General features: G+C 43.7%; 25 protein-coding genes and 1 tRNA gene. 15 read left to right on the top strand and 11 right to left on the bottom strand.

Going from position 1 to position 21,851, the window contains the following annotated elements; genetic code table 11:
* Positions 1-13 precede the first annotated feature (13 nt).
* The 3 genes from RJD38_RS21535 to RJD38_RS21525 are packed head-to-tail and all read left to right on the top strand — an operon-like array spanning position 14 to position 3,134.
* Positions 14-1,273, top strand: a complete 1,260-nt coding sequence (locus RJD38_RS21535) for an integrating conjugative element protein (protein WP_065432151.1) — start codon at positions 14-16, stop codon at positions 1,271-1,273.
* Positions 1,273-1,548, top strand: a complete 276-nt coding sequence (locus RJD38_RS21530; protein ID WP_065432152.1) for a hypothetical protein — start codon at positions 1,273-1,275, stop codon at positions 1,546-1,548. Before RJD38_RS21535 ends, RJD38_RS21530 begins: the two co-directional genes overlap by 1 nt.
* Positions 1,542-3,134, top strand: a complete 1,593-nt coding sequence (locus RJD38_RS21525; RefSeq protein ID WP_065432153.1) for a conjugal transfer protein TraG N-terminal domain-containing protein — start codon at positions 1,542-1,544, stop codon at positions 3,132-3,134. Before RJD38_RS21530 ends, RJD38_RS21525 begins: the two co-directional genes overlap by 7 nt.
* Positions 3,135-3,179: 45 nt before the next feature.
* Here RJD38_RS21525 and RJD38_RS21520 read toward each other — a convergent pair whose 3' ends face one another.
* Complete coding sequence (locus tag RJD38_RS21520) at positions 3,180-3,365, bottom strand: hypothetical protein (protein ID WP_006712145.1); 186 nt, start codon at positions 3,363-3,365, stop codon at positions 3,180-3,182.
* 147 nt (positions 3,366-3,512) lie between these two features.
* Between RJD38_RS21520 and RJD38_RS21515 the strand changes: the two genes are divergently transcribed.
* Entirely contained in the window at positions 3,513-4,262 is a 750-nt protein-coding gene (locus RJD38_RS21515; RefSeq protein WP_065432154.1) for a nuclease-related domain-containing protein, read from the top strand.
* Positions 4,263-4,266: 4 nt separating this feature from the next.
* Here RJD38_RS21515 and RJD38_RS21510 read toward each other — a convergent pair.
* A tRNA-Gly gene (locus RJD38_RS21510) sits at positions 4,267-4,341 on the bottom strand.
* Between the two features lie 361 nt (positions 4,342-4,702).
* On the bottom strand, positions 4,703-4,993 hold the full coding sequence (locus tag RJD38_RS21505; protein WP_367971692.1) for a helix-turn-helix domain-containing protein: 291 nt from the start codon (positions 4,991-4,993) through the stop codon (positions 4,703-4,705).
* Positions 4,994-5,092: 99 nt separating this feature from the next.
* Between RJD38_RS21505 and RJD38_RS21500 the strand changes: the two genes are divergently transcribed.
* On the top strand, positions 5,093-5,317 hold the full coding sequence (locus RJD38_RS21500; protein ID WP_083181635.1) for a hypothetical protein: 225 nt from the start codon (positions 5,093-5,095) through the stop codon (positions 5,315-5,317).
* A gap of 362 nt (positions 5,318-5,679) precedes the next feature.
* Here the strand turns inward: RJD38_RS21500 and RJD38_RS21495 are convergent, their stop codons facing one another.
* From RJD38_RS21495 to RJD38_RS21475, 5 genes are all read right to left on the bottom strand, one after another.
* On the bottom strand, positions 5,680-6,156 hold the full coding sequence (locus RJD38_RS21495; RefSeq protein WP_065432156.1) for a hypothetical protein: 477 nt from the start codon (positions 6,154-6,156) through the stop codon (positions 5,680-5,682).
* A 9-nt stretch (positions 6,157-6,165) separates the two neighbouring features.
* On the bottom strand, positions 6,166-6,513 hold the full coding sequence (locus RJD38_RS21490; RefSeq protein ID WP_065432157.1) for an STAS-like domain-containing protein: 348 nt from the start codon (positions 6,511-6,513) through the stop codon (positions 6,166-6,168).
* 1 nt (position 6,514) lies between these two features.
* Entirely contained in the window at positions 6,515-7,609 is a 1,095-nt protein-coding gene (locus RJD38_RS21485) for a hypothetical protein (protein ID WP_065432158.1), read from the bottom strand.
* Between the two features lie 584 nt (positions 7,610-8,193).
* Positions 8,194-8,796: a tRNA (pseudouridine(54)-N(1))-methyltransferase TrmY gene (gene trmY, locus RJD38_RS21480; RefSeq protein WP_065432159.1), complete on the bottom strand. Its 603-nt coding sequence runs from the start codon at positions 8,794-8,796 to the stop codon at positions 8,194-8,196.
* Between the two features lie 67 nt (positions 8,797-8,863).
* A complete protein-coding gene (locus tag RJD38_RS21475) occupies positions 8,864-9,298 on the bottom strand; it encodes a regulatory protein RecX (RefSeq protein ID WP_065432160.1) in 435 nt (144 codons plus the stop codon).
* Positions 9,299-10,388: 1,090 nt separating this feature from the next.
* Here RJD38_RS21475 and RJD38_RS21470 point away from each other — a divergent pair.
* The 10 genes from RJD38_RS21470 to RJD38_RS21425 all read left to right on the top strand — a co-directional run bounded on the left by RJD38_RS21470 (position 10,389) and on the right by RJD38_RS21425 (position 17,762).
* Positions 10,389-10,784: a hypothetical protein gene (locus tag RJD38_RS21470; RefSeq protein WP_065432161.1), complete on the top strand. Its 396-nt coding sequence runs from the start codon at positions 10,389-10,391 to the stop codon at positions 10,782-10,784.
* Between the two features lie 272 nt (positions 10,785-11,056).
* Complete coding sequence (radC, locus tag RJD38_RS21465; protein ID WP_065432162.1) at positions 11,057-11,587, top strand: RadC family protein; 531 nt, start codon at positions 11,057-11,059, stop codon at positions 11,585-11,587.
* Positions 11,588-11,670: 83 nt separating this feature from the next.
* The gene (locus tag RJD38_RS21460; protein WP_065432163.1) at positions 11,671-12,234 is read left to right on the top strand and encodes a DUF3275 family protein; all 564 of its coding nucleotides are present in this window, start codon (positions 11,671-11,673) and stop codon (positions 12,232-12,234) included.
* Positions 12,234-13,319, top strand: a complete 1,086-nt coding sequence (locus RJD38_RS21455) for a DUF6094 domain-containing protein (protein WP_065432164.1) — start codon at positions 12,234-12,236, stop codon at positions 13,317-13,319. The genes RJD38_RS21460 and RJD38_RS21455 overlap by 1 nt, the downstream gene beginning before the upstream one ends.
* A gap of 85 nt (positions 13,320-13,404) precedes the next feature.
* On the top strand, positions 13,405-13,995 hold the full coding sequence (locus RJD38_RS21450) for a hypothetical protein (protein ID WP_065432165.1): 591 nt from the start codon (positions 13,405-13,407) through the stop codon (positions 13,993-13,995).
* A complete protein-coding gene (locus RJD38_RS21445; protein WP_065432166.1) occupies positions 13,992-16,274 on the top strand; it encodes an SNF2-related protein in 2,283 nt (760 codons plus the stop codon). The genes RJD38_RS21450 and RJD38_RS21445 overlap by 4 nt, the downstream gene beginning before the upstream one ends.
* Positions 16,275-16,340: 66 nt before the next feature.
* Positions 16,341-16,688 (top strand): hypothetical protein, encoded by a 348-nt coding sequence (locus RJD38_RS21440; RefSeq protein WP_065432167.1) that lies wholly within the window; start codon positions 16,341-16,343, stop codon positions 16,686-16,688.
* Positions 16,689-16,752: 64 nt separating this feature from the next.
* On the top strand, positions 16,753-17,241 hold the full coding sequence (locus tag RJD38_RS21435) for a DUF957 domain-containing protein (RefSeq protein ID WP_065432168.1): 489 nt from the start codon (positions 16,753-16,755) through the stop codon (positions 17,239-17,241).
* Complete coding sequence (locus RJD38_RS21430; protein ID WP_065432169.1) at positions 17,238-17,558, top strand: hypothetical protein; 321 nt, start codon at positions 17,238-17,240, stop codon at positions 17,556-17,558. Before RJD38_RS21435 ends, RJD38_RS21430 begins: the two co-directional genes overlap by 4 nt.
* An 18-nt stretch (positions 17,559-17,576) precedes the next feature.
* Positions 17,577-17,762 carry a hypothetical protein gene (locus RJD38_RS21425; protein ID WP_065432170.1) on the top strand — a complete coding sequence of 62 codons (186 nt, stop codon included), beginning with the start codon at positions 17,577-17,579 and terminating at the stop codon, positions 17,760-17,762.
* A gap of 361 nt (positions 17,763-18,123) precedes the next feature.
* Here RJD38_RS21425 and RJD38_RS21420 read toward each other — a convergent pair whose 3' ends face one another.
* From RJD38_RS21420 to RJD38_RS21410, 3 genes are all read right to left on the bottom strand, one after another.
* Positions 18,124-19,104 (bottom strand): hypothetical protein, encoded by a 981-nt coding sequence (locus RJD38_RS21420; RefSeq protein WP_065432172.1) that lies wholly within the window; start codon positions 19,102-19,104, stop codon positions 18,124-18,126.
* 10 nt (positions 19,105-19,114) lie between these two features.
* Positions 19,115-20,371: a ParA family protein gene (locus RJD38_RS21415; RefSeq protein WP_065432173.1), complete on the bottom strand. Its 1,257-nt coding sequence runs from the start codon at positions 20,369-20,371 to the stop codon at positions 19,115-19,117.
* Positions 20,372-20,917: 546 nt separating this feature from the next.
* Complete coding sequence (locus RJD38_RS21410) at positions 20,918-21,760, bottom strand: RepB family plasmid replication initiator protein (protein ID WP_065432174.1); 843 nt, start codon at positions 21,758-21,760, stop codon at positions 20,918-20,920.
* Between the last annotated feature and the right edge of the window lie 91 nt (positions 21,761-21,851).

Raw genomic sequence — 21,851 nt, 5'->3', positions numbered from 1 at the left:
GAGGACGATATCGATGAAACGATGTGCTTTGGCGTTGGCATTGACCAGCGCGCTCCCTGTGACCTTTCAAGCCAGTGCCGGCACCGATGTACTGCATTACGCTATCGGCGGCGGTCCGGTTATATCTCTACCGGCGCGTGAAGAGCGCATAAAAACCAAAACATTAGGTGTTGGCTGGGATATGAACCTGCAGTGTGGACTACTAGACCCGAAAGTGACCATTCAGAACCAGCTCAACGGCGTCACTAGCGGCTTTCAAGACATGATGGGTGACATGCTCAGCAATGCCACCTCAGCGGTTGCAAGCTTACCCGGCTACTTCATCCAAAAAAGAGACCCAGGTCTTTATGACATGCTCACCAACGGAGTACTGCAAGGCAAGTTTGATTTTGATGATGGCCAAACCTCATGTGAAAACATCACCGAAGAGATGGCAGGGGTGATTCAAGGCAGTGATTACAACACGGCAGCGCGAGCGCAAGCGTGGACACAAGCGGTGAAAAGTGGGGATGCGGTCAAGGCCAAAGAGCGCGCCATGAAAGAGATGGGCGATAACGGCATCACCTGGGTGGGCGGCCAATCTCGCGGAGGACGCAATCAGCCACCACTGGACGCCCCAAAAGATGCCGCGATGGTGGGCTTTGACATGCTGGCCAATGACCAAGAAGCGAAAAACAAAGAGGGGATTTACCGCTACTGGACAAGTGCAAGCGAGATGTCCACTTGGCTTACCCAAGTTATCGGTAGCCGCTCAGTGCAAACGGGCATGGATAAGAGCAAAACCAGTGCTACGGCAGGGGTGGGCCTGAGCGCAGAGGTGACAAAAGAAACCCTAGCGCTTGAGAAAGAGCTGCGCCTGGCTATCGCAACAGGCAAAGAAAGCGAGCATTTTCCTCAGCCTCTTATCGATGCCTTGGTGGACAGCAAGGTAGATGACAACAACATGACGCGCATTGCCTCAGAGCTGGCTATCTCACACAGCATGGAAAAGGCCTTACACGCACGACGTGCGCTGCTGACCGGAAAATATGAAGTCAATCTGGCTCAACATCAACTTGCTCAAGAAGAGATTAATCAAGCGGTCAACGTGCTTGAAAAAGAAATCGAGCTCCTAAAGTTTGAAGCCGAGACCAGACAAGCCATTGGTAGCCGAACCGCAACGCAAGTAGTGGAGCAATACCAACGTACACGCGCAGGGCAACTGCCAATCGTACCGGAAACGGATTCGGTGCTTTTACAGCAACAATTAACCCCAACACAGGATAATCAATAATGACAACACAATCCAAACCTCGGGCATCAAGATGGGTAAGTGCCCTTTTGCTGCTCGCTTTATTGCTGATTGGCGTCGCCCTGACCGTCGTTCTCGATGAGAAAGTACTGGTCAGCCACGCCTACAGCGCACCCATGATGCTTTTTCGCAGTGCCACCTATGGCCTTTTGTTTATGAAAGCCAAAAAACGACATTTGGCCCCGATTGCGGTGGTCGCGGTCTTTAACGAACTGTTTATCTTCTTAACTTGGTCAGGAGCAATCACACTATGGTAGTCAACGATCCCCTTTCCGCCATCATGACCCTTGAGGGGTGGTATATTGCCAACAAGCTGATGGTCATTCTTAATCAGACCAACATCATGGTGTTCATGATGTGCATCATCGTTTTCCAAGTGTGGGTCGAAGTACTCCAAGAAGGGGAGGATGAAGGCAACAAAGGCTTGTTGGGGCTTAATCGCATCGAGACCAAACAGATGCTCGCGTTTTTTGTGTGCGTTTTCTCAATCCTTCCGATTATCCCAATCAAGGTGAATACGCTGGTCATGAACCAAGAGCTCAGCACTCAATGTGGTGTGGGAATTAGCTCAGGGGCAACCAACAGTAACCTCGGTGATTTTAACGGCGAGATAGTCTCTGTGCCTGTATGGTGGGCGCTCTGGCATAGTTTATCGCAAGGTATCACCAATGCAGCGGTATCGAGTATTCCTTGTCACTACAACGTCTCAAACTCGCTACTGCAACTGCAACAAACTCACATCACCAGCGAGCCACTGCGTGATGAGGTGACCGCATTCTATAATCAGTGTTTTACACGTGCACGCGCAGCGATGAAAGCTGGCGCTCGTGCCGGCGATATTCGAGCAAGTGATTTTGAGAACGCAAACTGGCTTGGCGGGAAGTTTTTCTTATCATTGGATAACCCGGTACACGCCGCATCCTACATTTTTTTGAGATCGGAGCGAGCGGTTCATACCGTCCCTTACGAAGCACGGAGAGATGATCCGATCCAGAAGAAATATGGTAACAGTGAAATCGACACAACCGCCGCTTATCCCTACTGTGAGCAGTGGTGGAAGTCTGTCGATGAGAACCGTTTTGGCGAGCCTGCGGGGATCAAGTGGCGTATCTACAACGATGTAGCCAAACATTACCCGGAAATCGCGATCGAAGTAAGAAAACCTGATGGATTTTTTGCACGCGTGCTTGGTAAAGAAGTGTCCGAAACAGAGCGTGTCGATATGCTGGTTGAGCGCGTGCTCAGTGTCGAACAAGCTAATGGGCGTATTGTCCGCGGTTTTGGTTATACGCTTGATAAGACAGCAGATCACAGAGTTCGTGAAATATGGAATGCCGGTGCTGGTTTTGTTGGTGTTCAAACGGGACACATTTTAACCGGTCCCGCTTACTTTGTAGTAAGACAAGCGATGCCGATGCTACAAGCGGTCTTAATGAGCGCAGTAATTATAGCCAGTCCGATAGTACTGACGATCAGTGCGTACAACATCACCACTTTAATGTCGCTTTCACTGGTTTATTCAGGTTTGATGTTCTTAACATTTTGGTGGGAACTGTGCCGTAGCTTAGACAGTAAGCTCATTGAAGGGATCTACAAGCTGAATGAGAATTTAAACCCACTGACAGGCGCTATCAACTACATGGATGACTCTATCTTAAAGCTCGTCATGATCATACTCTATGTCATGATGCCGGCGGTGTGGTTTGGGTTATTGGGGTTTGCAGGATACAAAGTGAACGCAATTGGTATCGATACAGCCTTGGATAAGATTAACAAGAATACTCAGCAGGGATTTGACTTCGCACAGGGCCAAGCTACATCACACATAAAAAAAACAAAATAAATAAACGATTACTTTCAGTCAGGGGATAACAATCCTCTGACTGAATTAATAGTACTCACCTTTTCGCTTCTGTTCTTCATAATAATCATTTGCACCATCACTCCACTTCCCCCAAAAATCATACGAATCTGCCTGCACAGTAGGATTTATCGTATTTTGATATTCTTTAGCTACGCGTAGTTCTTTGTCTTCTTTAAAGGCTTGATGCCATTTTTTTATGAACTGCAACATCACAACCTCCTAGATTTATCGGCGAATCGTCAGTTTCTGTACGTAAATTACTCTTTTATTGAAATGCTTGCAACCACTTTCACATTGGGGCTGGGTCAGTTTATTATGTAACATAATGAATTATTTAATGAGATAAAGGATGTAACTTTGAGAATTAAGAAAATAGCTCTAGCCACAATGATTGGTCTGGTTCTTACTGGACCTATAGGTGCTTTTGCTATTGCTGTGATCGCATTTCTGCTAACAAAAAAAGATAACACACCACCTAAAGAGTCAGCTAGCAGTCATTGGCACATTCCTGACATTTCAGATCTAAATCCATTAAATAGCTCTGAATATAAGAGAAAAGAAGCAGGAAACCATGGCGAAAAACTAATGAAGACGACCCTGCAAGAGTTAAAAGGAAATGTAATAAACGGGTATATAACGACTGAGAACATGGTTTTCAATAACAAGAACTTTGAAATTGATTTTCTGGTTCTTGCCCCTCACGTTGGCTTAGTTGTTGTAGAAGTGAAACACTATTCAGGGAAGGTGTATTGTAGCGATGACAAAAATTGGCATCAGATTAATTCTCAAGGAATAAAAAAATCATATAAAAACGCATCCCTTCAATCATTACGAACCAAATCACTATTAAGCGAAATTCTTACATCAGAAAACATTAACAACTGGCCATTATCGTCAGTTGTTGTATTTACACACCCTACAGCCAATATATATAAACAGAAGGGGACAAAATCACCACAAACTGAAATTTTGATACGAAATACATTTAAAGGATGGCTGAATGAACAAGAAAAACATGATGATGTGATATTTTCGATTGATGATTTTAACAAAATACGGAACTTATTAAAGTCAACCGAGCATGAGTATTCGGGAGCAAGATTCTAAAATCTGGAGCGTGCAGCGGGAATCGAACCCGCATCATCAGCTTGGAAGGCTGAGGTAATAGCCATTATACGATGCACGCTAGGGGGAAGAACAATCTTACTCAATCACACTCTTCATGAAAAGCAATTTAACCAACCTATTCAACTGGTTGGTTAAATTTTACCTTAATCTCGCGATCGCCTCTTTGATCCGCTCAATTCTCTTTCTATCTTGATACTGACGACTTTTGCTATCTTCAAAGACCAGAACTTCTTGTAGTGTTTCAATCGAGAAGCGCTGAGGAGAGCCAAACCCAATTATCGGCCCTGTTAATTGGCACCGAAGAGTATCTGGGCAATACAGTGTTCTTTTTTTTTGATTTGCTCTTAACCAGCGAAAGCATTTGGGACAAAGTCTGTCGGTTTTTTCGTACATAATGTTTTCTGACACAGATTCTTATTTTAGACGGGCACTGATTCAATATTTTTTAACTTGAACTTATCTTGTTTACAACGAAAGTGACCACGGCTAATGCCAAGCATTTTGGCAGCTTTAGTTTGATTGCCATTAGTGTGCTTTGTAGCAGCGATAAACAGCTCTTCAGTAACGAGTGGAATGACCCATGATAGATCTGGATACGCCGTCATATCAGACCATGTTGGCTCTAATTCGTGTCGAATTAATTTCTTAATCAGTTGTCTATCAGTAATAGCGCTTGGATGATCGATCATAAGTATTGGAGCTAAGTGCATTTGTGGCAGTATTATCCTGTCATTGCAGATTTTGTCTAGCATTGGCTAACACGATCACTGTGTTACTTCCTAATGTATCCGCATGAGGTTGGTGGTGGTATGGAATTTCGTTTAGAGCAGTGGCTAAAAGAGCATAATAAAAGAACCGTCTCGCAAGAAACAATGCGACGAAGAACGCATGAACAAAGACTAGAGATTGCACTGACGACCAAGCGGCGCAGAACAAAGCAGTTTCTTAAAACTGGCTTCGAACGTCAAACCAACGTGGTGGATTGTGATCTTTTAAGTAGCGCGTCAATTAGGCTGGTCGAACATGCACAATGACAAGAGTGGGCGACCTTCACGGATGTAGCAAGATTCCTGTCCCTAAGCCCGTAAAAGTCGCCCAAAATCATGCACCTGCACTATATCGCATTTGGGCTGTGATTGTTAGCTTTTTTGATAAATTTATCACTAACGACAAAACTGTCGTTATATATTGGGGTTGGACCCGTTGATTAGGCATAAGAGTGTCAGTGATTGTACTAAATTAGCAAATCATGGATGAGAACACTGCAAGTATGTCACTTAGCCTAATAATCAATATCGCAGGTGTAGATCAGCATTAAAAGTATGGTTTTATGCGACGAGAAACAACTCTCGTTAGGGTGAATACACAATAAAGCCCCACACGTGCAGGGCTTAGACTATATGTTACCACCAAACAGCCAGTACACAAATTTTACAATAAGATACAGACTTATTAAGGTAGATATTATACCGGCTAACTCGTATCTGATTATATAGAAAAACGAAAATCGGTTTTGAGTATGATGATGAAAAACCCTATCCACATAATCAACTGCATCGTAGCACTTAGTTGTGAGAATATTTTGATCACCACCCTCTACATCAAAGGTAAACAACTCGGTAAAATCTTCGTGAGCAGTTTCAATCAAGTTGTTTTTGCAGATAGCGTTAAACTCTTTCACTTTACTTTCAATTCGAGCAAACTTATGTGAGAACGTTGTTTCTTTAGCAAGTGCTTCGTCATCGCTCTTATTAATATCTAATAGCGAATATATCTCTTTAATGATGGAATCTTTAGTATTTGTAAGTGCTGTTCGTTTAAGCGTGTTTAAGTGTATAAAAAAAGCAAGTAGCCAACTGACTATATAGATCATATTGCCATCCTACCTCGTTAGGCGATCTTGCTCTGCTTTCTCAATACGCTCATCGATAATGGCTATCACAGAGGCTAGGTCATCATGTACATAAACAAGCTTATTATCCAACTCGGCCTTGGTGAAGCCACGTTCTCGAATTAGGCCCCCAAATGCCTCATCTAGGAATGAGCGCCCATAACGATTGTATCCCGTTAAATCGACCTTTACCTTGTCGAACTTTTTCAATGCTGGGGCAAGATGCTTATCTCGAAACACCTCGCCAGCAGTAAATTCACAGCCAGGAGCATCTGTTTTTAATCGTCCATAAGGCTTGCTATGAAAGTCGATTATGACTTTTATCTGCTTGTTATTCACCTTAAATACTCCATTGAATTAATGTGCCAGGAATAGCGTACTCATAGTTTCTGATACTGCGATCTGTATCTTCCCTGTCTTTACTATAACAATAAAAACCTAAATTACTGAACATTAGTAGATAACTATTTTCATCATTAGTAATGAGACCTTTAATACTTTTACTACCCTGACCATGTTTAGCCAAGTCGGTGGACGTCACATCAATATGCATGGCAGCTCGGATTAACTGCCCATCATTTAAGTTATTGCTAAACCAAGTCTTCAAGCGTTCTAGTTTTGTCAAGTCATCTAAGGTTGCATCTTCCCCTACTGCGTCGATATACTTTGCGTTATATAGTGCATTGATACGAGCAAGGAATACGGCATTATTATCAGACAATGAGCTAGGGATGCCTATACCTCTATCATAAATAACGATGTAAAGGTTGTCATGAATGCGGTTGCAGTCAAACCACCAACGCTTTTGTGTATGATCTTTTACATCGGGGTATGCATGACGCCCAACGTTATCAATCGACTCTTGAATCGCAGATGAAATTTGTTGTTCCTTTTCTGCATCAGCCTCCGGAAAATACTTCTCTAAAATGTAGTCGACCAACTTCCCGCTCAACTCAATAGCTCTTGAATTGTTCCCCATAATCACTGGGAGGTAATCAGAGTTTTCAACCAATTTCTCTCGCTCGGAAGCGGGCAAAAATTTACCACTAATTCTGATGATTGTATTTACGTCGCTACTACGCTTAGACCACATCACGTTAATTTTTGTTGTGACCCCTAGATCCTCTTTTGCATCATCAATTATTGAGTAAATTGCCAGCATCGGCATGGCTTTGAATACTGTAGTATATTCAAACGACAGGTATATACATTTGGGGTTATCAGCTAACGTTTCACGTAGCATGGTAAAGAACAGCTCCATATTACTCCGATCTCCATCAACAAGATCAATCTCTCGAGGAGCTCTAATAATGGGATTACCAAAAAGAAACTCTCCTATACGAGCCTTAGACCCATTGGAGGACGCAACTTTTCGGTTCTTTTTTCTTAGCTGCAAGCTAAGCTCACGGGAATGGATCTGTTCTATTTTTCTCATTTGATAACACTAATATTCGTCTTGGTATAAATCCGATGACATTTTTATTTGCATTCAAATCAACAAACATTCTACCTTTATAGTGCAATGCAGGATTAAAATGGTGAAGACAATTTGCTTGCCACAATATAACGCAATGTTTTGATTTTAAAAGTTAACTTAGCTTAGATTCCTAACATCACAATGCCTTCTTGTTTGATGATAATCAACCTCTATATATTCAAATATCGTGGAACGCATCTCATAGTGAATACGAAACAAGCCTTTCAGAATCGTCACCTCATGTGATTATTCTGAGTTATTACTACATTGCGACGCGGTAGTTCCTTCATTCCAATAGCCCGAAAACTCTCCTTGAAAGTTAACGCTATTTAGCTGACTATCGGTCACTTTCATTGTTCATATGATGCCGCATTTAATCTACCACTTCAATTTATAATCAATAGGTTAACGACATAGTAAGCTTTGACTGCTCACTGTCTTTTTATGTTTTGAACTCTCAGTTCACTCTTGGTATGGCAGACGTACGCAAAGAATGTGAATGAGTATTTACCCTGAATAATTTAGGGGTATTTTGAGTTAACTCACCAACCTCGACGATCAAACTCATTGTGTATAAGCACGATGCACTGTGACGCAAATAACATTTGAGGCCCAAGGCTAATCTTTTGTGTCCCCAAACGCTTTAAGCTGTTCCAACTCTTTTTGGGCATCGGTATATGGTCAGTTAAGATGAAACAAGCATTGCCATTAAACGGTTCGTCGTGAATGTCCGTTCCTTTTTTATCGAGCAGATAGAGTGTGTAATTCTCCGCTAGGCGCTGAACTAACTTTTCGAAACTGGTGGTTTCAACACTTAAACCGCCAGTCACCTTCCGTGATTCTTCTTTTTTCATGCCAATCGAGTGCTCTAATGCTTTAGCAATAAGCGCGATCAACGCCGATTCATGAAAACCACCAATATTACTCAATAAAGAGGACTCAAAGCATAGAGTTCGAGAAAAATCAGATGTGCTTTCAATAACCAAATAAACCGTGACATCATCTCGGTGAGATTGAGCCGTAAAGATCGCATTCATTAAAACGTGAGCTAGGATTTCAGAGTGGGCGTCAGCGCCAACTCCTGCCACAAACGTTTTTGGATCAGTTGATGCCGCACGCGCGCGGATCACAAAAGCTTTATTCATAGAGAACCATTTAATTAAAATTGCTGTTTATATAAAAAGAGAGACGACTTATCGTCAAGAGGATCATTTAACCTAAACATGCAAAGATGACTGGTAATGTATGCCCGCTATGTTGCTGGTAGCGTGTCATTTTGGCTTTCTCGTTTTTATCCCGAGGGCGAGCTTCACCAAATTGTTTCACTATTAACTCTAAACACAACTCAACCCAATCGACATCCGTATCTTCAAGCGCTTGCTCAATGGTTAACGAGTCCAATCCTTTGCTTCGTAATACTTGCTTAATGCGTAAAAGCCCATGATATTGATGAAGATGTTTTTCAATTTCTTTCTCGGCCAAACGATAGTCATCTAAATAATGAAAAGAGAGCAAGCGTTCCATTACCAACTCGATCATCGTTTCATCATCACTCTGTTCTGCAAGGCGGCGACGCATCTCACCGGAAGAGTAATCACGCTTAGCAAGCAATCCGACAGCAAAATCGTAAAGATATTCGTAGGTCATGATAGAGTTCTCAATATCGATATGAATAAAGATAATCCATGAAATAAACGTAAAGAGTTTGTTTTACAATGCCAATCAAAGATTCAGCCCAACCAAACACTCGAAACCAACATAGCCCTGACAAGTGCCGCGAAAGGATAAACATCTAATTGACTCACTACGTTTTGAAAGCAAAAGAGAATATGGTTAATGCGCTAATTCTTGGGCCCGTGCTTCTCTCCCTAGTAACATCTACGTATGTACTGCTTTTGTTCTACGACTCATCGCCTATGCATGTTGATGTTCAAAAGGCACCAGAGTCACCGATAACACAGACAAAAACCGATCGTTTTTACTGTGATCCTATTGAGTTCCTATAACTCAGGCCCACAACCATCTTTACTCATTAAACGTATTGATAAACATATTTGCAATATAACATACTGAGAGTGTTGTAAGCAGAATCCAAAGAATCATTATCATACCAAACGTCAACATCGGGTTAGCCTAACACCTTATGCAAGCCGACTACGGACTCACCAAATAAAAAAAAACAATCAGAACCACTAAGATCATGGCCGCGATGATATTACGTTTTTGCTTACCTCTTGGGTCTGATTGCCCGCAATGGCAGCAAATCTTCACGTCTGGAGAAATTAACTCTTTACAAGCTCGGCACTGTGTCAATGTCATTTTATTTATTGAATTTAAGAAGGATTGCCGCCATTTTAAATTCGTTACACACGTTGGTGAAATGTTATTGATAACATTATTTTTCTGGACACGATAGATAAATTGTTTCAATTAACAACAGTCTTGCCCATCATCAGTTAATGAAAGTGCATGAATAGGTGGCTATTGACAGACTCCCCTGCTCTACCCTATTCTGATCTCGAACAAAAGTTATGCACTGACTTATAGTGCAAAGCACACGGGAACTACACCTCCCTTAAATCGCTTTCTGAAACGTGTCGCGGCCTTTGGGCTGGAAAGCTTCTTCAACTTCGTTAGCCATGAGCTAACCCGCCGTCTTACGGTGCTTCAACTGCAACCCTGTAGGGAATAATATTCCCACAGGAAGATTGTTCCCTTTTTTTTAAGGAACAATCGGATGCAACCAACTGTACTTTCAACGTTTGGGCAATTTGTTACCCCGTCGGTCGCCAATTCAGCGAATTTCATCGATATCACTGAACCAGCACACTCCGTCGGTTTTCACTTTCCCCACGTCGTAATGTCACAACACGCTTGGTTTACCGTCATTGACGTCTCTGATATGGCCATCAACATCGATAAAGATGCGCTGACCATTCAGTTACTTCGACAAGTGCGTCGTGCCGCGCGAAAAGCGCCGCACTCAGCACAAGTCTCGTTCACGGTCTGTAAACCACCGACAACCACAAACTGTTATGTCAATCGTCCAGCAACGTTAGTCGCTCGCATTGATACATCAGAGAAACAACAGCCCATATTGGTCATCATGCTAGAGGAGGAAGAAAATGACTGAATTTCATTTTCAACCGATCTCAATACAACACGATTTCCACTATGCAACGCCCTGGCGAACCACTGCCTTAGACGGTCGTTTACAAACACGATTGGTGCTTCGCAGTTCAACGCCATTAACCTTGTCTGAGACGCTTTCTCAGTCAGAAATTAGTCACCTTCGACAACAAGGTGTGATCCTCTGTAATGAGTTTCGCTCCTGTTAATCGTTAGGTCATTCACCCATGAGGGGCATCCCTCATTGGGTGCCCTTTTTTCTTGAGGGCATCCACTATGTCTTATTCTACTTGTTATCAACCCTCTTACGGCCAAGGAAAACTGGTCGAATTGCAAGAAGCGCCTGGCGAGTATTACCAACTCAGTCATCCCGTCACCGCGGATGAACTGATGGATATCGCTCTTGAGATGGCCAATGACCGACTCAAGCGTGGCGAGATACTCACCTCACCAGAGGCGTGTCGGCGTTCGCTGACCACACTCATGCGCGACTTAGAGCGAGAAGTCTTTGCGGTGCTGTTTTTAGACACGCAAAATCAATTGCTCAAATTCGAAGTGCTGTTTTATGGCTCCATCGATAGCGCTGCCGTTTATCCACGTGAAGTGGTCAAACGAGCATTAACCTGGAACGCGAGTGCTGTCATATTGGCGCATAACCACCCAAGTGGGGTCAGTACCCCGAGTCAAGCCGACCGACGCATTACTCGTCAATTAGTTGATGCGCTTGCGCTTGTTGATGTGCGTGTTCTTGACCACTTTATTGTGGGCGAGAGCATCACCTCCTTTGTAGAGCGTGGTTGGTTATAACCGTTTCATTTCATTCATATTTGGATTTTCACCGAAGCAGTACCTTTCGGTGAAAGGTCTGCTTGTTTTTCAAGGAGACCGTTATGGTCCAAATTACCGGCTCTTTAGCCATAAAAACGATCACTGGTCGCTATGGCGACTTCAATGTGGCGACGTTAGATTGTGAACTGGGTAAATTTGCGATTCGAGATGCCATGCTCGATGAATACAACGAAGGCACCTATCAAGGCACTTTTGGGGTTAAACGCATTTTATCAGGCAGCTATCAAACAGAGCATCGCGTTGTGATTGAAACTCGCGCCGAGCTCAGTGGAATTTGGCTCAACGATTATCAAGAAGGGAAAGTCCCAGAAGAGTCGTTAGAGTCAGATCCGTTGGCCGAAGAGCGTCAAGCTCAAGCCATTCAGCGCAGTGAACGTCAGCCCCCGGCACAACCGGTCGATGATGTCTCAGCCCTCTTTGGCGAGTTGTGGCCACTGGGTGCTCAAATTGGCGATGTGGTGAAACTCAACCCAGAAGTCGGTCGTGAAGTAATGGGGCGTCAATTGGCTTACCTAAAACGCTTGATTGAAGGCGAGCGAGTATGGCGATTTGAACCAAAAGCACAGCACTGGACTCGTATCCGTCTCGATGAGGAGATCAGCTGATGGCGATAATGCACCCACGTGTGGCACATAACTACCTTAAGGATGGTTATTACCCCACCGACGAAGCGACGCTGTCAAACATTGCCAAACAGCTCTGCTTAAAAGCTGGTACGCATCGATTACTCGACCCGTGTTGTGGTGAAGGCAAAGCGTTAACACTCTTAGCGAGTGCGATAGAACAAGCCCCACAATGCCGGGTTCACACCTACGGTGTGGAGCTAGATACGGAGCGAGCTATCATGGCGAGCCTCACCCTCGATAATGTGTTACGTAGCAATACGTTCGACACGCTCATCGGGGCGGGCAGCCAAAGTGTGCTGTTTTTAAACCCGCCTTATGGCAATACGGTCACCGACCAAATGGACAATGCATCACGTTCAATGGCGCGGTTAGAGGTGCAATTTACTCAACGCTGTTTGCCGACGTTAAAAACGGAGGGAGTGTTGGTATTGGTTGTCCCCTACCCATCACTGACACCCGCATTCAGTCGTTACTTAGCGCAACGCTTGCATTGTGTGCAAGTATTTGCGGCCAGTACCGACCGTTTTAAACAAGTGGTGATACTCGGTCAAAAAGCCGACCGACGTGGCGCGCAATACCAAGAAGAGCGAGATTGTCTCTTTGAGCAATTGGTGGCTATCGGGCAGGGAGCGCCTTGTCCGATAGAGGCGGCGACCACGATGAACGTATCACCGGTGAATCGCCGTCCCTTTCGCTTTGAAATGGTTCGGCCTGACACCACACAACTTGAGCAAGCGTTTCGAACGCATCAAGGTCTTTGGCCAAGTTTGACCATGCAGTTTAATCCTCTGCAACGTCAACAAGTGCCAAGACCGCTCAAGCGGTTATCGCCTTGGCATTTGTCTTTGTCGCTCGCGGCAGGGCAAATTGCCGGCAAGGTGGTGAGTAATGATGGATTGCGAACGCTATTGGTTAAGGGGGGTACTCAAAAAGTGCAGCGCACCATGACCAGTATCGATGAGCATCAAACCATCACCACCAAGATTGACCAATTTCAACCCTTGATACGCGCCATCGACCTCACCCCTGGTGAGGACTTTGGTCGTATCGTTATCATTCAATAGACCAAACACATCCTTGTGTGTGTTTGCCCGTTAGGCGCTTATTCCTAACGGGAAGGCGCCTCTCTTTTTTTTTGGAGCCTTCATTATGAATGTCAATATTAACCGTTCTTTAATCGAACTCGACAACGGCCTCTATCTGGATGCCGTTGTCACCTCTACCACGGGATTGGTGCAATTTTTTTCTATCTGGGGACGAGATGGAGTGATGCAGCATTTTTTTGCTGCCTTAACACTGCCTCTTTCCGAAGGAGGACTGCGCGTCATGACCGTCACCCTCCCTGGTGGGGATAAATTGGTGCTCGATTTTGCACAAGCAAAAATGCTCACCAAGCGTACCACTCGACTACCTAAGTTTACCGAGGTGGGAGAGTGGGTGCATACCTGGTTGTTTCAACCGGATGTACAAAAACCAAGGGGGCAATCCATGACGGTGCTCAGTGCTGAGCCTCAGTCTTGGATTGCACTTTGGCCAACGCTCAAACAGCTTTGTCATTTACCCTTGCTGGATGAATGGGAAAGCGCGCTGCAGCCAAGGTTACGAGCGCACATCACGGTATTGCCGTCTTATGGTCTTCATGGGTATTTGATTGATTTACCGATTGAAGAGATTGAAACGTTAATCACTAATTTGTTGCAACAAGGCTTACTGCCTCTTAATAAGGAGGTCTACGCATGAGCTCGCAACCCCAACAAGAAACCATTGCAGAGACAACCTGCGACAACGTGTTATCTCTGCACAGTTTCATCGACCAATTTGGTGAAGGGCTTTTGTCCAACATTGAAGCGGCGCACCCGGCGAGATACCAATCACCGAGTGAGGCCCGAACGCGCATCTTGCAATCGCTTAAACGGACACCGTTTGACGCGCAAGCGGAAGCGATACAAGCCATCACTACCCTACTTCTCGATGAGCACGCCCCAGCGGGCATACTCAACGGAGAAATGGGAACGGGCAAGACGATGATGGGAATTGCGGCAACCGCCATTGCTTACCATGAAGGAAAGGCACAACGCTTTTTAGTGCTGTCACCGCCACATCTGGTCTACAAATGGCGTCGAGAAATTCTCGATACTGTGCCAGATGCGAAGGTATGGGTACTCAATGGACCGGATACGTTGCTTTCTCTGCTTAAACTTCGAGAAGCGGCAAAGCATGAAGGGCCGGAGTATGTGATACTGGGGCGAGTTCGGATGCGCATGGGTTACCACTGGCAACCGGCTTACCAAACCAAAACCTTAAAACGGACCTTGGGTCATGATGGACTTCGAGCGCAAACCGCCCTACTCAAATTTGTCTGTTGCCCAGATTGTGGTCAACTGGTCAAAGATGAAGAAGGCGAGTTGATTGCACCGAGTCATTTTCCTGTAGACCAACAGTTGCGCTGTGCTCATTGTCATAGCGCACTGTGGACATTGAAACGTCAACGACAAGACGACAACTTAACGAAAACCGTCTCACGCGCGCTGCAGACACTCCCGACCATCGGAAAGGTCACCGCAGGGCGCTTGTTGGACGGATTTGGAGAACGAGTCCTCGCAAAAGCATTGACCGACAATATCTATGAGTTGGTGAACTTGCTCGATGCCGAGGGGGAATTTGTCTTTAATGAGCGACAAGCTGAGCGGATAGAGCGAAAACTGGCTAAGACGCAATTTGCGTTCGGGCAGGGCGATTATCAGGCGAGCGAGTTCATTAAGCGTTATTTCCCTTACGGGTTCTTTGACTGGTTGGTTATCGATGAGGCCCACGAATACAAAAATTCTGGCGCCGCGCAAGGACAAGCGATGCAAGTCTTAGCCAGCTCGGTAAGACAATGTTTGCTACTCACCGGCACCTTGATGGGCGGATACGCTGAAGATTTGTTTTATCTTTTGTGGCGTACCATGCCCAGCATCATGATGAACGACGGTTACCGTTATCATCGTGGCAAGCTGGGCAGTGCCGCGCTCGCGTTTTCACAAGAGCACGGCATCATCAAAGAAATCATGAAGGTGACGGATGAGGCGAACCACAAAACGGCCAAAGGCAAAAACGTGCGTGTGAGTCAAACTCGCGCACCTGGCTTTGGGCCGCTCGGGGTCGCGAAATATGTCTTGCCGTATACGGTGTTCGTCAAACTCAAAGAGATGGGCGAGGGCGTCTTACCCGACTACCAAGAGCACTTTATTGAAGTCGAGATGGATTCAGAGATGCAAATGCACTATGACGCCATGGAGCAAGATTTAATGCTCAGACTTCGTAAAGCGCTGGTAGCGGGTGACCAAACGCTTCTAGGTGTGGTCATGAACGCACTATTGGCATGGCCAGATTGTGCGTTTCGCGATGAAGTGGTGAAACACCCTCGTACCGGCGAGACACTGGCCTACATTCCTGCATTGTTTGATGAGCAGACACCAACACCCAAAGAGCAGCAGCTCATTGAGATGGTGAAAGCCAATCAAGCGCAGGGGAAGCGGACTTTGGTTTATACCGTCTACACCGGCAAACGAGACACCGCATCGAGACTCAAAGCGCTCCTGAGCGCAGAGGGTTTGAAATGCGCTATCTTGCGCGCCAGCGTGAAAACCGAAGACCGCGAAGATTGGATATTGGAGCAAGTAGACAGGGGGATTGAAGTGCTTATCACTAACCCTGAATTGGTAAAAACCGGACTCGACCTCTTAGAGTTCCCGTCCATCGTTTTTACCAACACCGGCTACAACGTCTATACCCTGATGCAAGCGGCCAGACGCAGTTGGCGTATTGGTCAGAAAAACGATGTGGACGTCAATTTTCTTGGCTACCAAGGCAGTGCGCAAATGACGTGCTTAACCTTAATGGCCAAGAAGATTGCGGTCACTCAATCAACCTCTGGTGAAATGCCAGAAAACGGATTGGATGTGCTAAACAGCGATGGCGACAGTGTCGAAGTGGCGCTAGCAAAATCGTTACTCAAGCAGACCCAACACCGTTAATCCCCGACAGGGCACTTGTTGCCCTGTTAGGCTCAAGTGCTCTTACTTAACCAATAGGAGCAAACCATGACACAAACCATCACACAAGGGGCTGCCTTAGCCCTTGCGTATTTTAAAGAGGGGTTTCCCTATCACGAAAACAACCACGCACTGTTTGAGCAAGTCTCACATGGCGGTGATGTGGAGTTTTTTACTTGGGTATTGGAGCAAATCATTCCCGTAACCGAGAGCTATCTGGAGCAGTATTCCTTAGATGAGCCTGACAAGCTTTATCTTTTCTATGGGAACGCTTATCCCGAGCAGTTATCTCGATTACTAGGAAGCAATCCAACTCCAACACAACATGATTTGGAGCAGTGCATAGCGTTAACACTCAATGTCCTCGCCCAGACCATGCGTGATATACGCCTGTAATTTTTTACCCTAACCGGGAGCTTGCCTCCCGGTACGCTCCCTTTTATATAAATTGGAGCAAACGATGAAAAACATGAACCACGTCCTCACTGAACTTATGGCTTGGTTAGAAGATAATATGGCCAGTGACAGCGAGCTGCATTTTGACAATGACGGCAAGGTAAACTCAGAAATGGTTTACCAGGCATTGTCCATGCAGCTTGCGACTTTACCGCCGTGTGATGCGTTAAAAACACACCTCGCCTTGTCCCATTCGATGTTGGCGCAAGTGTGTCACTTACAACGAGTGCATCGACCTGCACTGGCGTGGCAACCTCAATTGATCACATTGATTGAGCGGAGAACGTCAGGCGGACTCTTTGTGTCACCGACAACCAACCCAGAGCCGTATCGTGAGTTTCACTACTACTGTGGTGAAGACAATGCGTTATGGGCGCTGATGGTGATGGACGTGCAAGGCAGTATCGTCGATGTCTATTTGCACCCTGAGTTGTATGCAGACCCAGAAGTGTTTGCGATTTGTACCTTTTTCAGAGCGGAGACAGCACGATGAGCAGAGAGGAAAGATTGCAAGTTGCCAACACCATCTTAGCCCAATTGGGTGGTCATCGTTTTTTTATCATGACCGGCGCAAAGCAACCCATCGCAATCGAGAACGGAGTGATGTTCACGCTTCCAGCTCGTTTAGCGAAGCAGGGTATTAACAAGGTTCGCATTGAGCTCGATGCCAGTGATACGTACACCATGACAACATTGAAGGTCAATGCGCGTCGAGATGAGAGCATTGAAATCCAATGCGAGTCCCTTATTTACTGCGACCAACTGGAAGCAACGTTTGAGGATATGACGGGCGTGTACACTCGCTTTTAATTATTGGAGCAAAGCATCATGAACTATTGCATTAACTGTGGCGAGAAGGGCACATTACAAGCACTTGATGTACCAGAAAACGAAGATCCCCCTTTTTTAGAAAGAGGAATGTTTGGACCAGATAATCAATACTCGCGAGAGCAAAGCGTCACCATCCTTGAGTGCCAAACCTGCCAACACGAGATGATTGATTTGTCATCGTAAAACAAAAAGAGAGCCAACAACGGCTCTCTTTTTTTTCAATTGAATGACCAGCTAAGCAATAAACTCTCAAACAGTATCGATCCCACGCCCCTTGAATCCGTCACCTTTGGACAGCAATCAATACACTGCAACAAAAAGGGGAGGCTGCGCCAAAGGGGAAAGGGTTATCAAGGGAAGGGTTTTCCCAAGGGAAAAGCCCTATCCAGAAAGGGTAGAAAAAAAAAGGGGGGGATGGCTATCACAATAGAAATATGAAGACAAAGCGCTGCGACAACCCCCCTTGTTTTAAAAACACAAAAAACCTATCTTAATGATTTTAATAACATTAGTATCAAGTCCCGCTTACTGTTCGGATAGATTGCTATGTATTTAAAATCGACTTAATAAATTCCAATATTTGCTTTTCTTTATCAGCACCAATTCGAGCAAGCTCAATTTTCATCTTATTTCTATCTGGACTTTGACTTAGGGTGGCATAACTTCCTTTCTTGTCAAACGATGCCAGAGACTCCTTTTTCCATTCCTTAGGCTTTGTTTTTACATTTAATGATTCAGCAATAAACAACTTTAATTGTTCTAGTGTGATTTTTTGTCTATCTGTGATAGACATACAATCCACCGGGAATTGTAATACTTTGCTAAAAGACTTCATGCTATCAGCTATGTCTACATGATTTTTTTCAAGATCTCGTTGTAGTTTAATCAGATCTGAATAGTATGAATTAGGTATTCCCTCAAAATCGACAAATACCTGTCGAAGAGGTAAAACAACATTATTTGCTGCAATTCTCTTCCTTAACGATTCACGACCTATTGATAGAGCAGAAGCTAGATCTTCTAGTTTAGCAGTATCAACATCAATTCCCTTACGTCTAGCTATTCGAAATAAATATTGGGCATGCTCAGGATAAGACCACCGTTTAACTTCTTGACTATCATTGATGATTGCTAAAATGTCTTCATCTGACACATCACCAATTAACTCCCAAAGTGGTAGTTCTACCTCAGCTTGCAAGCACACAAATCTGCGACGACTTGCATCTAACAACATCAACCTTCCCGTAGACTGACATCTAACAGCAACACCTTCTTGATTTACGCCATTTTTTATTATCGATGAGTAGATATCTCTAACTGCTTCAATAGTTAATGCATCTTGATTTCTTGGGTTTAACGGGTGTATATCTGTTTTAGATTCAATATCACAACTTGGAATAACAACACGCTTTGCTTTCAGATTCCCATTAAGAAAAGTTCTTACATTTTCTGAAGTCCCCTTCAGAGATGAGATACCTGATTTTGAGCCAGAGCTTAATAATTTTGATTTATCTTTATTTCGCATTTATAGACCCCTATCTCTTTGCTGCAATAACTTTAAGTTCATTTATGAAATTACTATAAACCTCTCTAACTGAAGAGCAGGCGGTTTCATATTGTAACGACGTGCAAGTACTTTCTGTTTTTCTTATATCAAAAATAGTTCTATTCATACTCGCAGCTTCAAGAAATAGGGGACTATGCTTGATTGGAGTGGTAAACATATCACTTCCAACAGTCCTCAATAATCGATCAAAAGTTTTTCTCTCTTGGCGATTATTTTCACTGTAGTTGACGGGAAGAATCTTTAACCATTTAATATTTGAACCTTTTGATGGTAAAGCTTGAAGGACGTACGAGAGAGTAAGCATAAATGACGTTGTACTTGCATAGTCATAAGTTCTTGGGGTTATAGGGGTAATGATCATGTCTGTGGCCTCTGCTGCGGCCCAGGTAATAGGCGAATTTTGTGGAGGCAAATCTAAATAAATAATATCGTATTCTGCTTTTAGAATAGGTAAAATTTTACTAGAAAAATAAGTCAATAATTCATCTCGTTTTTCTTTATCATTTAACTCCCAGTACAAATCGGTAAACTTCTCATCCGTAGGGAATGCAGTGACAACATCAAGGTTAGGTATATGCGTTGAAAAAGGAGCTGCACGAACAATGTCTTCTAACAAATTACCATTTTCAAGTAATTGAGCCACTTCACTATCATCTTCATATTCCGCACACGCTAAATCGGCAATAGTAATAAACAATTCATCCTGTTCATTTTTTACGTTAATTATACCTCTTGCTGCGGAACCTTGCGGATCAAGATCCACAATGCACACTCTTGCATTGAGATCTAAGTCTAACGCTGTCGCCATAGCGATAGTTACCGTAGTTGTTGATTTACCAGTTCCCCCTTTATAGTTTTTAATAGCTACCACAGTTGAATTGTAGTTATCGGTAAATCTTTCAAAATCATAATGAAGCATAAGCTGATGGACTTGTGCAAGCGTGAAGAGGTGAGAACGATTATGAAAAATAGGTTCAGATATAACACCGTCCTCAATTGCTTGTGTTATACGTTTTAGATAAGTGCTCTTTGAAACACGAAAAATATCTTCACCAAGAGATGTTTTAGTTATTGTGTGATTATAAATCAACCGACTAACCCCCTCAGGTAGATCTTCATCAGTAACCGCCACTTGCGTACTTTCTAGTAAAGCCTCTTTAAGTGATGCGTTATCAGAATTCATTCGATTACCTATTTCCATCACTTGCTTAATAATACCCATCATAGAAATCCTATCGTCTTTGGTTTTGAATACTCTAAATTAAAATTACACCAATAACAACACTAAAATACCAAAAAACGGTATAATTTCATCACCATACACCGTATAGAACAGATCAACTAGTGGCGCGCTTACGCTTTGAAGAAGGGGTATGTAGCGACAATTAGATTTGCTCCTCTTTACCTAACATTTTCCTTAGAGCCTTGCCCTAGTAAGAGTTTCATCTCTATTTTGTGTTTAATCTAGAACTAATTTGTTGTACAAATATCAACCTCTAATTGTCGCTAGACAAGGAGGTGTAATTGACGCTCTATAGAAGAAAGGGAAACTACACGATTAGTACTTAGTTATTCAGCAGTAATGATTACACCTGACCGCAGTAATGGATACACCATTAGGCAAAAAAAAGTATATCCCCCTCTAAGAGAGTCTTTTATTACACTAAAAATAAAAAAGTCTACGTAAAAAACGTAGACTTTTTTGATAAATAATTACAGTAATGGCTACACCAAAGGTTAGCAGTAATAGCTACACCAAAGACAGCATTGGCTACACCTTATCTGGAAGAACCTTATTCCTTTCCATGATCTGATATGCCCACTCTCCATGCCAAAGACACTCTTTTCCAGCAAGATAACCGATATCTTCTAGTGTTTTTATTGCCTTTTTTATTGATCGGTTGGACTCTTTAACCGACATGTTCAATGCTAAACGTTCACGAATTCTTGCAAGTGTAACTGGAAGTGGCTTTTGAGGAAGACTGGCAAAAAATAGGTATAAACATTGCGCAGTTTCTGCTCTTGGTATGCGTGAGAGAGTTTTCATACTAACTAATATCTGTCTGTCTATACGATATAACTCCCACAAATCAGGATCACCCTCTAATAAAATCAGATCCTTATCTGTATCGTAAACAAACTTTTTCAGCAATGATGTTGATGACGCTTTCTTACCATCTTTTGTTGCTAAGCTAATTTTCTGACTCTGAATACGCTCTAAAGATTCCTTAATACGCTTACGAAATGCGGTATTAAGCATCTGCGTGCTAAATCCACAAAACTTGGTAAACTCTGACAGTTTCATACTAATACAATCGGTGTCATACCCATACTTTGAAAAAGCAAGTATTACCCCACACCACACCTTAAAATCAGTTCTTACATTAAGCTGCTCACCTTTGATACTCGCATATTCGTACCCTTCACGGCGATATAATGAAATTTCCTTCAATTCTTCGGTTACATCAAGTCTCGCTAGGGCGGAAGTATCTTTATTACTATTGCGAGCTATTGGAGTAAATAAGGGGGTTCTAATCAAGATATTAGGTTGAACAGAGTGTGAATTAGAGATGGATAAATTATCACTAATAACAGCTAACAGTTTGTTTTCCATAGAAAAATACTCAAAAAGATATCCACAACAAAAACAGTAATGGCTACACCATACACAGTAATAGCTACACCATACACAGTAATGGTTACAC

Origin of the sequence: Vibrio scophthalmi (genome assembly GCF_040869025.1) — a bacterium.
Classification (GTDB): Bacteria; Pseudomonadota; Gammaproteobacteria; order Enterobacterales; family Vibrionaceae; genus Vibrio; species Vibrio scophthalmi.
The sequence above is the reverse complement of the archived record's forward strand: the minus strand, read 5'-3'. Positions and strand labels throughout refer to the sequence as shown.

What these genes read in the sequence shown, in the direction of transcription:
- RJD38_RS21535 (WP_065432151.1), top strand. Translation starts at nt 14, where the DNA reads ATGAAACGATGTGCTTTGGCGTTGGCATTGACCAGCGCGCTCCCTGTG.
- RJD38_RS21530 (WP_065432152.1), top strand. Translation starts at nt 1,273, where the DNA reads ATGACAACACAATCCAAACCTCGGGCATCAAGATGGGTAAGTGCCCTT.
- RJD38_RS21525 (WP_065432153.1), top strand. Translation starts at nt 1,542, where the DNA reads ATGGTAGTCAACGATCCCCTTTCCGCCATCATGACCCTTGAGGGGTGG.
- RJD38_RS21520 (WP_006712145.1), bottom strand. Translation starts at nt 3,365, where the DNA reads ATGTTGCAGTTCATAAAAAAATGGCATCAAGCCTTTAAAGAAGACAAA.
- RJD38_RS21505 (WP_367971692.1), bottom strand. Translation starts at nt 4,993, where the DNA reads ATGCACTTAGCTCCAATACTTATGATCGATCATCCAAGCGCTATTACT.
- RJD38_RS21500 (WP_083181635.1), top strand. Translation starts at nt 5,093, where the DNA reads ATGGAATTTCGTTTAGAGCAGTGGCTAAAAGAGCATAATAAAAGAACC.
- RJD38_RS21495 (WP_065432156.1), bottom strand. Translation starts at nt 6,156, where the DNA reads ATGATCTATATAGTCAGTTGGCTACTTGCTTTTTTTATACACTTAAAC.
- RJD38_RS21485 (WP_065432158.1), bottom strand. Translation starts at nt 7,609, where the DNA reads ATGAGAAAAATAGAACAGATCCATTCCCGTGAGCTTAGCTTGCAGCTA.
- trmY (WP_065432159.1), bottom strand. Translation starts at nt 8,796, where the DNA reads ATGAATAAAGCTTTTGTGATCCGCGCGCGTGCGGCATCAACTGATCCA.
- RJD38_RS21475 (WP_065432160.1), bottom strand. Translation starts at nt 9,298, where the DNA reads ATGACCTACGAATATCTTTACGATTTTGCTGTCGGATTGCTTGCTAAG.
- RJD38_RS21470 (WP_065432161.1), top strand. Translation starts at nt 10,389, where the DNA reads ATGCAACCAACTGTACTTTCAACGTTTGGGCAATTTGTTACCCCGTCG.
- radC (WP_065432162.1), top strand. Translation starts at nt 11,057, where the DNA reads ATGTCTTATTCTACTTGTTATCAACCCTCTTACGGCCAAGGAAAACTG.
- RJD38_RS21460 (WP_065432163.1), top strand. Translation starts at nt 11,671, where the DNA reads ATGGTCCAAATTACCGGCTCTTTAGCCATAAAAACGATCACTGGTCGC.
- RJD38_RS21455 (WP_065432164.1), top strand. Translation starts at nt 12,234, where the DNA reads ATGGCGATAATGCACCCACGTGTGGCACATAACTACCTTAAGGATGGT.
- RJD38_RS21450 (WP_065432165.1), top strand. Translation starts at nt 13,405, where the DNA reads ATGAATGTCAATATTAACCGTTCTTTAATCGAACTCGACAACGGCCTC.
- RJD38_RS21445 (WP_065432166.1), top strand. Translation starts at nt 13,992, where the DNA reads ATGAGCTCGCAACCCCAACAAGAAACCATTGCAGAGACAACCTGCGAC.
- RJD38_RS21440 (WP_065432167.1), top strand. Translation starts at nt 16,341, where the DNA reads ATGACACAAACCATCACACAAGGGGCTGCCTTAGCCCTTGCGTATTTT.
- RJD38_RS21435 (WP_065432168.1), top strand. Translation starts at nt 16,753, where the DNA reads ATGAAAAACATGAACCACGTCCTCACTGAACTTATGGCTTGGTTAGAA.
- RJD38_RS21430 (WP_065432169.1), top strand. Translation starts at nt 17,238, where the DNA reads ATGAGCAGAGAGGAAAGATTGCAAGTTGCCAACACCATCTTAGCCCAA.
- RJD38_RS21425 (WP_065432170.1), top strand. Translation starts at nt 17,577, where the DNA reads ATGAACTATTGCATTAACTGTGGCGAGAAGGGCACATTACAAGCACTT.
- RJD38_RS21420 (WP_065432172.1), bottom strand. Translation starts at nt 19,104, where the DNA reads ATGCGAAATAAAGATAAATCAAAATTATTAAGCTCTGGCTCAAAATCA.
- RJD38_RS21415 (WP_065432173.1), bottom strand. Translation starts at nt 20,371, where the DNA reads ATGATGGGTATTATTAAGCAAGTGATGGAAATAGGTAATCGAATGAAT.
- RJD38_RS21410 (WP_065432174.1), bottom strand. Translation starts at nt 21,760, where the DNA reads ATGGAAAACAAACTGTTAGCTGTTATTAGTGATAATTTATCCATCTCT.